The following is a 12,654-nucleotide window of genomic DNA, read 5'->3' as shown; positions in this document are numbered from 1 at the left end:
CTTCTACGAGGAACACCGCGGAACCGGCTTCGCCGGGCCGCTGGTGTTGCCCCCTGAAAGGGGGTGGGCGGCCACACGAAGTGGGCAAGCCTGGGGGTTATTCCACCTTCGCCTTTGCGCGCAGTTCTTCCTGGTACTTTTGCAGGCGCTGCTGCTGCAACTGCTGCGTGATCTGCGGCTTCACTTCCTCGACCTTCGGCAGTTGCGCCTGGCGGATGTCGTCGACGCGGATGATGTGATAGCCGAACTGCGACTTGACCGGTGCAGGCGAGGTCTCACCCTTCTTGAGTTTGATCATCGCTTCCGAGAACTCGGGCACGAAGCTCGCGGGAGCTGCCCAGTCCAGGTCGCCACCGTTCGCGCCCGATCCCGGGTCCTTGCTTTGCTTCTTCGCGATGTCCTCGAACTTTGCGCCCTTCTTCAGGTCTGCGAGGATCTTCTTGGCTTCGTCTTCGGTGGCGACCAGGATATGGCGGGCCTTGTATTCCTTGCCACTGTTGGCGGCCGCGAACTTGTCGTACTCGGCCTGCACGTCGGCGTCCGAAACGGCGTTGGTCTTGCGGAAGTTGTCGAAGAGCTGGCGGATCAGGATGGCCTGCCGAGCGAGTTCGAGCTGGTTCTTGTAGTCATCGGTGGCGTCCAGGCCTTGCTTGTGGGCTTCCTGCATGAAGACTTCGCGCGCAATGATTTCCTCGCGCAACTGGTCCTGCATCTCCGGCGTGACCGGACGACCCGCGGCGGCCAACTGCTGGGCCAGAACGTCCATGCGTGCCTTCGGCACCGGCTTGCCGTTGACGATGGCCGCATTCTGCGCAAAGGCAGCGACGGGCAGGGCGCCCACGAGTACGGCGGCCGCGACGGCCTGCAAGATCTGTTTCTTCATAGGGGGAGCCTCGGTCGTTGAGGAGAAAACGCGCAGTGTTTTTGGGAAAAGCGCTTAGATGGAATGGGGGGAGTTTTTCGCCGCACGGAGCGGGCGGGAAGAGATCGAAGTGCCTTGAAGCGCTTCAAATTGTCTCGATGGCAATCGCGTGAAGACCCTGTGCGATGAAAAGTTGCAGCGCATCATACACAAGGCGATGGCGCGCCACGCGGGGCTTGCCGGCGAAAAGCGGGGACGCGATGCGCACCCTGAAGTGGGTGCCGTAGCCCTCGGCATTCGCGCCGGCGTGACCGGCATGCGAGGCGCTTTCGTCGATCACTTCGAGCACCGTGGGGTCAAGCGCCTCGCGAAGGCGCGCCTCGAGATCGCTGGCGGTGGGGAGGCTCATGCGGTGGGCTTGTCCGATTTGAGGTGCGGCGAGATATAGAGCCCCTGCGCAACCAGGAAGACGATCGGAAACACGTAGCCCCACAGCTTGAAGTTGACCCAGGCCTCCGTGCTGAAATAAGCGGCCACGTAGCCGTTGATCACGGCCATGAAGAGGCAGTAGGCGATCCACGCCACGTTGAGGCGGTTCCAGATCAGCGTGGGCAGTTCGAGTTGTGCGCCCAGCAGCATCTTGAGGAAATTTCGCTTGAACCCCCACAGTGCGACCGCCAGCGCCAGCGACATGGCGCCATAAAGCACGGTCGGCTTCCACTTGATGAAGCGGTCGTCGTGCAGCGCCAGCGTGAGCGTTCCGAAGAGCAGGATCAGCACCAGCGTCGCCTTCTGCATCGGCAGCAGCTTGCGCTCGGTGTACCAGATGATGGCCATCTGCACGACCGTGCCCGCCATGAGCACCGCGGTCGCAGTGAAGATGTCGTAGAGCTTGAACGCGCCGAAGAACAGCAGGATCGGAAAGAAATCGAGGATGAGTTTCATTTTTTCTGGAATTCCAGGGAAGCGGAATTCATGCAGTAGCGCAGGCCCGTTTCGGTCGGACCGTCCGGGAACACGTGGCCGAGGTGGGCGCCGCAATTGGAGCAGACGTTCTCGGTGCGCACCATGCCATGCGAGCGGTCGACGATGTTGCGGATCGCGCCCGGCACCGCTTCCTGCGAGAAGCTGGGCCAGCCGCAGCCGGCGTCGAACTTGGTGGCCGACTCGAACAACTTCGCGCCGCAGCAGATGCAGTGATAGGTGCCGTCGTCCCAATGGGCTTCGTACTTGCCGGTAAAGGGTCGCTCGGTGGCGGCGTGGCGGGTGACCTCGAAGGCGCCGCGCTCGGCGCCTTTCTCAGCGAGGATGGCCTTCCATTCGGCGTCGGTCTTCTGGATGGGCGAAGTCATGATGAACAGCTGATTTCGATCGTGGAGGCCCAATCGGGCGGGAAACCGGCGAAAGCGTCGTGGCCGGCGTGCTCCTCGAACGGTGTTTCGAGCAGCGCGAGCAATGTGGACACGCCGGAAAAGTCCTTCTGCTGCGCCGCTTCGATCGCCTGCTGGCCCAGGTGGTTCCGCAGCACGAACTTCGGATTGGTCTTGAGCATCAGGTCAGCCGCGCGTGCCGAAGCAGTTTGCGCGCGGCGCTTCGAAAACGATTGCAGCCAGGCATCGAAAGCCGGACGGTCGATGAACAGGTCTCGCACCGCGGCAGGATTGTCGCCTGCCACGTGGCCGGACAGGCGCCGCCAGAAGATCGTGTAGTCCACCTTTTCCTCCGCGAGCAGCTTCAGCACGCCCTCGATCAGTGCGCGGTCGGACTCCGCCTTGTCGACGAGCCCGAGCTTGGCGCGCATGCGGGCCTCGAATTCGTTGGGGAAAACGGTCTTGTACGACTCCAGCGCGGCGACCGCGACTTCCTGGTCGCCGATCAGCGGCAACAGCGCCTGCGCCAGGCAGAAAAGATTCCAGTACGCGACGTTGGGCTGCTGGTTATAGGCATAGCGGCCGCCCGTGTCGCTATGGTTGCAGATATGTCGCGGGTCGAATCCATCGAGGAACTGGAAGGGCCCGTAGTCGATGGTGAGCCCGAGGATGCTCATGTTGTCGGTGTTCATCACGCCATGGCAGAAGCCGACGGCCTGCCACTGGGCGAGCAGCGCCGCGGTACGCTCGCTCACTGCTTCGAGAAGGGCGGCATAGGCGTTGCCGTTGAAGCGATCTGTCGTACGGCAGGCGGGGTAGTGGCGGTCGATCACGTAGTCGGCCAGGGCGCGGAGTTCATCGTCGCGCTCGTTGGCCGCGAAGTGCTCGAAATGGCCGAAACGGATGAAGCTGGGCGATACGCGCGTGACCACCGCGGCGGTTTCGAGCTCTTCGCGCCGAATGCGTGCGTCGGAGCCGGTCACGCACAGCGCGCGCGTGGTCGGGATGCCCAGTCCGTGCATCGCCTCGCTGCACAGGAATTCGCGGATGCTGGATCGCAGCACGGCCCGGCCGTCGCCCATGCGGGAGTAGGGCGTCAGGCCACTTCCCTTGAGCTGCACTTCCAGCCCTCCAGCCGTTTCTCCCAGGAGGATGGCCCGGCCATCGCCGAGCTGGCCGGCCCAGACGCCGAACTGGTGGCCGCTGTAGACGCTGGCCAGCGGGCGCGTTCCCGCGATCGGCACGTTGCCGGTAAAAGCCGCCAAACCCTCCGCCGAATGCAGCCAGCTCTCATCCAGGCCGAGTTCGCGCGCGACTGCCGTGCTACGCCCGACCCAATAGGGATCCGGCAAGGGGCGAGGGGTGATCTCGGTAAAGAATCCGGAACCCAGCGCTGAAAACCCTGGGGTCCAGCGCAGGCCCAGGTCAACGACTTCCGCTTCGTCTGCAAGCATGCTCATGGGGTGGATTGTCCCGCACGGCGCCCGACCCCTTGCCGCGGAGGCCATCCCGGTGAAAACGGCGGTCTCGAAGCGCCGGTTTGGTGCTACCGTGCGCCTCCATGACAGCCAGCCCCGGACCCTCCGATGCCGTCCCTTCTCACCCGACGTTGCGCAACACCATGCAGGGCCAGGTCCTGGGCGCCGACGAGTCGGCCCGCTCCGGCACCTGGTGCTGGAAGGGGATTCCATTCGCCCGGCCGCCGGTCGGCGAACTGCGCTGGCGTGCGCCCGCAGCGCCCGAGCCCTGGGCGGACATCCGGGACGCCAGCCAGTTCGGCCAACCCTGCATCCAGAACGGCCGCCTCTTCGGCCCCGGCGCGAACAACACCTACGACGAGACGATCGCCAGCACGCTGAACACGCCGGTCGGCAGCGAGGACTGCCTGACACTCAACATCTGGCGGCCGGCCACCGCGGACGCGAAGCTGCCTGTGATGCTCTTCATCCACGGCGGCAGCAACATCTCGGGCTACACCGCCGATCCGGTCTATGACGGCGCCAACCTTGCGAGGAAGGCCAACGCGGTGATCGTCACCGCAAACTACCGGCTCGGCATCCTCGGCTTCCTCAAACTGCCGCAGCTACGGACCGGCGGCCCGGAAGGCGGCGACTCCGGCAACTTCGCGTTGCTGGACATCCTCGCGACCCTGCGCTACATCCAGGCCAACATCGCCAGCTTCGGCGGCGACCCGGCCAATGTCACATTGGCGGGACAGTCGGCGGGCGCCATCAACGTGCTGGCCGTGATGACCTCCCCGTTGTCGCGCGGCCTCTTTCACAAGGCCATGCCCTTGAGCGGCGGCATCTCGATGGCCAGCAACCTCCCGCCCGGCAGCCTGCCGACGCTGATTCCGGCCTCCGCCTATCTCGCGCAGGGCCAGGCCCTGCTGCTGAACCTGCTGGTCGCCGATGGCAAGGCGGCGGACCTGGAGGGCGCCGCCGCCTATGCCGCCACCCAGACCGATGCCCAGATTGCCGACTACCTCCGCAGCAAGGATGCCAGGACCATTCTTTCCACCGTCCTGGCCAAGGGACTGACCATCTCCGGTCCGGTCCCGGACGGGACCGTGGTGCCCGCAGACCCGATCGCTGCCATCACGGCGGGCCAGTACGCGCGGGTGCCGATGCTCGTGGGCGTCACCCGGGACGAAGGCAAGCTCTTCGCGCCTTTCCTCTCCCTCTTCGGCGGCAAGCCCGGCTTCAGGATCGACGACGCGACACGCTTCAGGTTGATGCGTGACTTCGATCCCGATGCGCCCACCACGCTGACTTCGGCGGACATCATCGACCCTTCCTACCTCCCCGTGACGACGCCGGACACCGGCTACGACGCGATGACCGCGCGCATCACCGACAGCTTCATGATGGCGAGCCGGGACAACCTCCTCGGCGCCTTGAAGACGCAGCAGTCCGACATCTGGCACTACCAGTTCGACTGGGCGCAGACGCCCGCGCCATGGAACGAGGTCTACGGCGCGGCCCATGCCTTCGACCTGGCGTTCCTTTTCGGCAATTTCGGTCCATCGCTGTTCTCGAACGCGCTCTATGGCGAGGCGAATCGTCGGGGCCGCGTGGCACTGTCGGACGCGATGATGGCGAGCATCGCCGCCTTCCTCCACAAGGGCGATCCGAACACCGGCGCGCTGGGCACGACCTGGGCGCCCTGGCCGGCGAAGCTCAGCTTCGACGCCACTCTCGACGCCCCTCGCATCACTACGCGATAGCCACAGGCCGCCCGGAACCTGCGCACTGCGGGTTTCTGTCATTGTGTGACGCACCGAAGATGAGCGAACCTCACGGTCGTCAGAATTTCCGATGCCCATTTCAAGAAGGAGCCACTAGATGCTGGGTTTGATGCAGGACCAACCGTTGCTGATCTCGTCGCTGATCGAGTTCGCCGAACGCCACCACGGCGACGCCGAGATCGTCTCGCGGCGGATCGAGGGCGACATCCACCGCTCGACATGGCGGCAGATCGCCGCGCGGTCGCGCCAGGTCGCCAACGCGCTCGACGACGAGCAACTGCTGTTCAGCGACCGCATCGCCACCCTGGCCTGGAACGGCTATCGCCACCTCGAGCTCTATTACGGCGTGAGCGGATCGGGCCGGGTGCTGCACACGATCAATCCGCGCCTGCATCCCGACCAGATCGCCTGGATCGCGAACCATGCAGAAGACCAGATCCTGTGCTTCGACCTGACCTTCCTGCCGCTGGTGCAGGCCGTGCACGCCAGGTGCCCGATGATCAAGAAATGGATCGCCTTGTGCGATGCCGACAAGCTGCCAGCCGACAGCGGCGTGCCCAACCTCGTGAGCTACGAAGCCTGGATGGGCCAGCGTTCCACCGACTACGAGTGGCCGAGCTTCGACGAGAACTCCGCATCGAGCATGTGCTACACGAGCGGCACCACGGGCAACCCCAAGGCGGCGCTCTACAGCCATCGTTCGACCTTGCTGCACGCCTATGCCGCCGCCTTGCCGGACGTGATGACGCTGTCGGCGCGCGATTCCGTGCTGCCGGTCGTGCCGATGTTCCACGTCAACGCCTGGGGCATCCCGTACTCGGCCGCGCTGGTCGGCGCCAAGCTGGTGTTCCCCGGCCCGGCGCTCGACGGCAAATCCGTGTATGACCTGCTCGAGTCCGAGAAGGTGACTTTCGCCGCCGGCGTGCCGACCGTGTGGCAAATGCTGCTGGGCCACCTGCAGGCCAACGACCTCCGGTTCTCGACACTCAAGCGCACGGTGATCGGCGGTTCCGCCTGCCCGCCGGCCATGATCAACGCCTTCCAGCAACAGTACGGCGTGGAGGTGCTGCATGCGTGGGGCATGACCGAGATGTCGCCGCTGGGCACGCTCTGCACCCTCAAGAACAAGCACCTCGAGATGTCGCCGGAGCAGCAGACCGCCATCCGGATGAAGCAGGGACGCTCGATCTTCGGCGTGGACATGAAGATCGTCGACGGCGACGGCAAGGACCAGCCCTGGGACGGCAAGGCCTACGGCGACCTGCTGGTCAAGGGCCCGTGGGTGGTCAAGGAATACTTCAAGGGGGAGGGCGGCGACCCGCTCATCCAGGACGAACAGGGACGCAGCTGGTTTCCCACCGGCGACGTCGCGACCATCGATCCCGACGGATTCCTGCAGATTACCGATCGCAGCAAGGACGTGATCAAGTCCGGCGGCGAGTGGATCAGCTCGATCGACATCGAGAACATCGCGGTGGCCCACCCGGCCATCGCGATGGCGGCGTGCATCGGCGTCGCGCATCCGAAGTGGGACGAGCGGCCGATCGTCGCGGTCGTGAGGAAGCCGGGCACCGAGGTTTCGCGCGACGAGTTGCTCGCCTTCTACCAGGGCAAGACGGCAAAGTGGCAGATTCCGGACGATGTGGTGTTCGTCGAGGCGATCCCGCTCGGCGCCACCGGCAAGATCCTGAAGACCAAGCTGCGCGAGTTGTTGCGCGACTACAAGTTGCCCGGCTGCTGAGGAAAGCTACCGACCGGTAGGATTTCGTGGGTCGCGTGTCGCATGGGTGATAGTTTGGCGTCCCGCGCGCCCCACGTTACGGGCATTCCCTGAGGGGTGCCTCTGCAAAGACTTGTACTCTCAGCGCGTCATTGATCGACCATCGACCCAGGAGACAATCGCCATGAAATTCGCACTCAAATCCATAGCCGTCGGCCTCATGCTGGCGGGTGCCGCCGGGGCTTTTGCTCAGAAGGGCGAAACTGTCAAGATCGCCATGATCGAAGGCCTTTCCGGACCCTTCGCCAATGTCGGTCAGAACCAGCTCAAGAGCTGGCAATTCGCGGCCGAACACCTGACGCCCGAAGAGAACCCGGCCGGGGTCAAGTTCGAGATCACTGGCATGGACAGCAAGAGTTCTCCGCAGGAGGCCTTGAACTTGCTCAAGTCCGCCAGCGACCAGGGCTACCGCTACATCACGCAGGGCAATGGTTCGAACGTCGCGGTGCCGCTGTCCGATGCGGTCGGCAAAGCCAACGAGCGCAACCCAGGCAAGGAAATCATCTACCTGAACTACGCGGCCGTCGATCCGGTCCTGACCAACGACAAGTGCAACTACTGGCACTTCCGCCTCGACGCCGACACCTCGATGAAGATGGAGGCGCTGACCACCTTCATGAAGGATCAGCCGAACGTCAAGAAGGTCTACCTGATCAACCAGAACTACTCGCACGGCCAGCAGGTCGCCAAGTACTTCAAGGAGGGGCTGGCTCGCAAGCGGCCCGACGCCCAGATCGTGGGCGATGACCTCCACCCCCTCGGGCAGGTCAAGGACTTCGCTCCCTATGTGGCCAAGATCAAGCAGTCGGGCGCCGACACCATCGTGACCGGCAACTGGGGCCAGGACATGACCCTGCTGATCAAGGCGTTGAACGATGCGGGCCTGAAGGTGCCTGTGTACGCCTACTACGCCGGGGTCTCGGGTACGCCGACCGCGCTCGCGTCGGGCGGGGATCTCGAGGTCTACCAGATCGCCTACAACCACTCCAACTATCCGGGGCGCATGGGCACCTTGACGAACGAGTTCCAGCAGAAGTTCAACGATGACCTCTACACCTTCTCGGTCTACAACGCGCTGGTGATGCTGAGCAATGCCATGGCCAAGGCGAAGTCCACCGACCCGGTCAAGGTGGCGGCGGCGCTGGAAGGCCTGAAGTTCAAGGGCTTCAACGGTGAGAGCGAAATGCGCAAGACCGACCACCAGTTGCAGCAAGGCCTCTGGATCTCCAAGTGGCAGAAGGTCGATGCCAAGAACAAGTACAGCGTGGAAAAGACGGGCTTCACGTTCGCCCCCGTCAAGTACCTCGAGCCCTACGTCGCCAGCACCCCGACTTCCTGCCAGATGAAGCGCCCGGGCGCCTCGACTTCCTAGGACGCACTTCCCGAAACCGCACGCCGGGAGGTGATGGCAATCGCTCCCGGCGTCTTTTTTTTGGGCGTCCGGCGAGGCGCTTGACCATCACCCAGACCTCATGGAATTTTTCACCGTCTCCCTGCTGAACGGGCTCAGCTACGGGCTCCTGCTATTCATGTTGAGTTCGGGCCTCACGCTGATCTTCAGCATGATGGGCGTGCTCAACTTTGCGCACACCAGCTTCTACATGCTGGGGGCGTATTTCGCGTACACGGTCTCGCGGGTCGTCGGCTTCTGGCCCGCCCTTGTCGTCTCGCCCCTGCTCGTGTTTGCACTGGGGGCCGCGTTCGAGCGCTATTGCCTGCGGCGCGTCCACAAGTTCGGGCATGTGCCAGAACTGCTCGTGACCTTCGGTCTTTCCTACCTGATCCTGGAGGTGGTTCAACTGGTCTGGGGCCGATCGGTGGTCCCGTATGGCCTGCCTCCGGCGCTCGAAGGGCCGCTGTTCACCATCTACGGCACCCAGTTTCCCAAGTCCAGGTCCTTCATCATGTTCATCGCCATGCTGATGCTCGTCTCGGTCTGGCTGTTGCTGACGCGCACGCGCATCGGGCTGGTCATCCAGGCCGCGCTCAAGCATCCGGAAATGGTCGAGGCGCTCGGCCACAACGTGCCGCGCGTCTTCATGCTGGTCTTCGGCGGCGGCGCCGCGCTGGCCGCGCTGGCCGGCGTGATCGGCGGCAACACCTACGTGACCGAACCGGGCATGGCTGCTTCGGTCGGTTCGATCATCTTCGTGGTCGTGGTGGTCGGCGGCATGGGTTCCCTGGCCGGCGCGTTCCTGGCATCGCTGCTCATCGGCGTGGTGCAGACGTTCGCGGTCGCGATGGACCAGTCGTTCGCGGGAGGACTCCAGGCCCTGGGCATGACCGTCACGAGCCAGACCTTCGGCTACGAACTCCTCAGTCTCAAGATCTCGCAGATCGCGCCCATCCTGCCGTACATGTTCCTCGTGCTGATCCTGATCTTCCGGCCCAAGGGCCTGCTCGGTACCCGGGAGGACTGACGCATGACGACATCTTCTGTTTCCTACTATCGCTTCACGCCCTGGAACCTGGGCCGCGTCATCGTTTGGACGCTGTTTGCGCTGCTGCTGCTCGTGGCGCCGGTCCTGTTCCGCAGCAGCCTTGCGCTGACGATGCTCTCGCAGATGGGTTATCTCGTCATCATCTGCCTGAGCTACAACATCCTGTTCGGCCAGGGCGGGATGCTGAGTTTCGGGCACGCTGTCTACACCGGCATGGGGGCGTTCATCGCCATTCATGCCATGAACCTGGCGACACAGGGCCACATGGCCGTGCCTCTGGTGTTGATTCCGCTGGTCGGCGGGCTGAGCGGCGCGTTCTTTGCGATCCTGCTCGGCTTCGTGACGACCAAGAAGTCCGGCACGACCTTTGCCATGATCACCTTGGGCATCGGTGAACTGGTGGCGTCCATGGCCCTGATGTTTCCGGGATTCTTCGGCGGCGAGGGCGGTGTGACCACCAACCGGGTGTACGGCGCCTCGTTCCTGGGCCTGACCTTCGGTCCGCAGTTGCAGGTGTACTACCTGATCGCCGCCTATTGCTTCGTCTGCACGGCGCTGATGTTCGCCTTCACGGGCACGCCGCTGGGGCGCATCCTCAACGCGGTACGCGACAACCCGGAGCGGGTCGAATTCATCGGCTACAACACCCAGCGCGTGCGCTACTTCGCTTTCATCATCGCCGGCTTCTTCGCCGGGATCGGCGGAGGCCTGTCGGCCATCAACTTCGAGATCGTGAATGCGAGCGACAGCCTTTCCGGCGTGCGCTCCGGAGGCTATTTGCTGTTCACCTTCCTCGGTGGGGCCGGCTTCTTCTTCGGCCCGATCATCGGCGCGGTGCTGCTCGTGTTTGCGTCGGTCATGCTGTCCGAACTCACCAAGGCCTGGCTGCTTTACCTGGGATTGGTGTTCCTGTTCATGGTCATGTTCGCGCCGGGCGGCGTTGCCAGCCTGATCATGATGAACCTGCGCGTCGCCAAGTTCGGCCTGTTCAAGCCGTTCTGGGTGCTGTATGCCGGCCTCGTTGCGGCGGGTGCATTGCTGGTGGTCGGCGCCGCAGCCCTGGTGGAGATGGTCTATCACATCCAGTTGAATCCGGCGCTCGGGCCGGAGGTTCCTTTTGCCGGGATGATCTTGGACACATCGAGCACCGGCAGTTGGGTCGGCGCCGCGCTGCTGGCCCTGGTGGGCCTCGCGTTGCTCGAATGGGTGCGTCGTCGATTCGCTCGCGCATGGGGTCGTGCGCAGGAACAGATCGAAGCTGAAATCAAACGACGGGCGACCGCATGAGCCAGACGCAGACAATGACGGGCTACGCACTTGAACTCAAGGGCTTGCGAAAGAGCTTCGGCAAGACGGACATCATCCGTGGTGTCGACCTCGCGGTGCGGGCGGGCGATCGGATCGCCATCATCGGACCCAACGGCGCCGGCAAGTCGACACTGTTCAACCTGATCAGTGGACGGCTCGCACCCACCAGCGGCGAGGTGCTCCTCAACGGCCAGCGCATCGACGGCAAGAAGCCGTTCGAGATCAACCGGCTGGGCCTGTCGCGCAGCTTTCAGATCACCAACATCTTCCCGAAGCTCAGCGTCTTCGAGAACCTGCGCTGCGGCGTGCTGTGGAGCCTGGGCTATCGCTACACCTTCCTGCGCTTCCTGTCGAAGCTCGACGACGCCAATGAGCGCACCGAGGAACTCGTCCGCCAGGTCGGCCTCGAGAAGAAGCGTGATGTGCTGGCGGTGAACCTCACCTATGCAGAACAGCGCGCGCTCGAGATCGGCGTGACCATCGCCGGCGGCGCCAGCGTGATCCTGCTCGACGAGCCGACGGCCGGCATGAGCAAGACCGAGACGGCGCACTTCATCGCGCTGATCAAGCAAGTGACCGTGGGCAAGACGCTGCTGACGGTGGAACACGACATGGGCGTGGTGTTCGGCCTCGCCGACAAGATCGCAGTGGTGGTCTACGGCGAAGTCATCGCCTTCGACACGCCCGCCGCCGTGCGCGCCAACCCGCGCGTGCAGGAAGCCTATCTCGGCTCGGCCGTCGCCGACGCACAAGGCGCTGGACACTGACATGCTGAAGCTCCACGACATCCACGCCTATTACGGCAAGAGCCATGTGTTGCATGGTGTTTCGTTCGACGTTGGCCCCGGCGAGATCGTTGCCCTCTTGGGCCGCAACGGCTCGGGCCGCTCCACGACGGCCAAGGCCATCATGGGCTTGGTGCATGCCGAAGGCGCGCTGCGCTGGAAAGAACAGGACATCCTGCGCCGAAAGGCCTACGAGATCGCGCACCTGGGCATCGGCTACGTGCCCGAGAACCGGGACATCTTTCCGAAGCTCACCGTGCAGCAGAACCTGCTGCTGGGCCAGAAGGGCAAGGGGAAGGGCAGTCGCTGGTCCTTCGACGACATGTACGGGATGTTCCCGCGCCTGAAGGAGCGCCAGCACACCGAAGCGGGCGTGCTCTCCGGCGGCGAGCAGCAGATGCTGACGCTGTGCCGCACGCTGATGGGCGACCCCGACCTGATCATCATCGACGAGCCGACCGAGGGCCTCGCGCCCAAGATCGTGGAGCTGGTGGGGCTATACCTCCGCACGCTCAAGGACAAGGGCATCTCGGTGCTGCTGATCGAACAGAAGCTGACCATTGCCATGCAGATCTCCGATCGTGCGCTGGTGATGGGCCACGGCAGCATCGTGTTCGACGGTACCCCCGATAGCCTGAGGGCTGACGCCTCCACCCGCAAGGAGTGGCTGGAGGTCTGATCACCTGATCGACTTCAGTCTTTTTGTCTCGGCAGCGACTTGGGGCCGTTGATTGGTCCCAGGAAACGCCTAGAATTTCACAAAAAAAGAACACTCGTGCTTTTTAAGTGCGAGGGCGTCGGCGCCCACTGAGGTTGCCGGGCCCTCGAACCCTTTTTTTCGATCCTCTCCCATCCCAAAGG

At 63.8% G+C, this 12,654-nt stretch carries 12 protein-coding genes; 7 read left to right on the top strand and 5 right to left on the bottom strand.

All coding sequences use genetic code 11. From position 1 onward, the window contains the following. Positions 1 to 97 precede the first annotated feature (97 nt). The 5 genes from AC1D3B_RS20595 to AC1D3B_RS20575 form a co-directional block, all read right to left on the bottom strand. Positions 98 to 883 (bottom strand): peptidylprolyl isomerase, encoded by a 786-nt coding sequence (locus tag AC1D3B_RS20595; RefSeq protein ID WP_478192529.1) that lies wholly within the window; start codon positions 881 to 883, stop codon positions 98 to 100. 124 nt (positions 884 to 1,007) lie between these two features. Continuing rightward, positions 1,008 to 1,271 carry a BolA family protein gene (locus AC1D3B_RS20590; protein ID WP_478192528.1) on the bottom strand — a complete coding sequence of 88 codons (264 nt, stop codon included), beginning with the start codon at positions 1,269 to 1,271 and terminating at the stop codon, positions 1,008 to 1,010. Continuing rightward, a complete protein-coding gene (locus AC1D3B_RS20585; RefSeq protein ID WP_478192527.1) occupies positions 1,268 to 1,807 on the bottom strand; it encodes a septation protein A in 540 nt (179 codons plus the stop codon). The genes AC1D3B_RS20590 and AC1D3B_RS20585 overlap by 4 nt, the downstream gene beginning before the upstream one ends. Continuing rightward, positions 1,804 to 2,214 carry a peptide-methionine (R)-S-oxide reductase MsrB gene (gene msrB, locus AC1D3B_RS20580; protein WP_478192526.1) on the bottom strand — a complete coding sequence of 137 codons (411 nt, stop codon included), beginning with the start codon at positions 2,212 to 2,214 and terminating at the stop codon, positions 1,804 to 1,806. Before msrB ends, AC1D3B_RS20585 begins: the two co-directional genes overlap by 4 nt. Then, positions 2,211 to 3,692: a protein adenylyltransferase SelO gene (locus tag AC1D3B_RS20575; RefSeq protein ID WP_478192525.1), complete on the bottom strand. Its 1,482-nt coding sequence runs from the start codon at positions 3,690 to 3,692 to the stop codon at positions 2,211 to 2,213. Before AC1D3B_RS20575 ends, msrB begins: the two co-directional genes overlap by 4 nt. 101 nt (positions 3,693 to 3,793) lie before the next feature. On the opposite strand from AC1D3B_RS20575, the gene AC1D3B_RS20570 reads away from it, so the two are divergent. The 7 genes from AC1D3B_RS20570 (at position 3,794) to AC1D3B_RS20540 (ending at position 12,472) form a co-directional block, all read left to right on the top strand. Beyond that, on the top strand, positions 3,794 to 5,458 hold the full coding sequence (locus AC1D3B_RS20570; RefSeq protein WP_478192524.1) for a carboxylesterase/lipase family protein: 1,665 nt from the start codon (positions 3,794 to 3,796) through the stop codon (positions 5,456 to 5,458). 118 nt (positions 5,459 to 5,576) lie between these two features. Next, positions 5,577 to 7,220, top strand: a complete 1,644-nt coding sequence (locus AC1D3B_RS20565; RefSeq protein WP_478192523.1) for a 3-(methylthio)propionyl-CoA ligase — start codon at positions 5,577 to 5,579, stop codon at positions 7,218 to 7,220. A gap of 163 nt (positions 7,221 to 7,383) precedes the next feature. Then, positions 7,384 to 8,631, top strand: coding sequence for a branched-chain amino acid ABC transporter substrate-binding protein (locus tag AC1D3B_RS20560; protein WP_478192522.1), 1,248 nt, complete (start codon positions 7,384 to 7,386; stop codon positions 8,629 to 8,631). Positions 8,632 to 8,731: 100 nt separating this feature from the next. Further along, entirely contained in the window at positions 8,732 to 9,679 is a 948-nt protein-coding gene (locus AC1D3B_RS20555; RefSeq protein WP_478192521.1) for a branched-chain amino acid ABC transporter permease, read from the top strand. Between the two features lie 3 nt (positions 9,680 to 9,682). Further along, positions 9,683 to 10,987 (top strand): branched-chain amino acid ABC transporter permease, encoded by a 1,305-nt coding sequence (locus AC1D3B_RS20550; protein ID WP_478192520.1) that lies wholly within the window; start codon positions 9,683 to 9,685, stop codon positions 10,985 to 10,987. A gap of 14 nt (positions 10,988 to 11,001) precedes the next feature. After that, positions 11,002 to 11,775, top strand: a complete 774-nt coding sequence (locus tag AC1D3B_RS20545) for an ABC transporter ATP-binding protein (protein WP_478192644.1) — start codon at positions 11,002 to 11,004, stop codon at positions 11,773 to 11,775. A 1-nt stretch (position 11,776) separates the two neighbouring features. After that, positions 11,777 to 12,472 carry an ABC transporter ATP-binding protein gene (locus AC1D3B_RS20540; protein WP_478192519.1) on the top strand — a complete coding sequence of 232 codons (696 nt, stop codon included), beginning with the start codon at positions 11,777 to 11,779 and terminating at the stop codon, positions 12,470 to 12,472. The last annotated feature ends 182 nt before the right edge of the window (positions 12,473 to 12,654 follow it).

The organism is Variovorax sp. P5_A3, from assembly GCF_056400665.1.
Note: the sequence above shows the minus strand (reverse complement) of the source record. Positions and strands in the feature narration are given on the sequence as shown.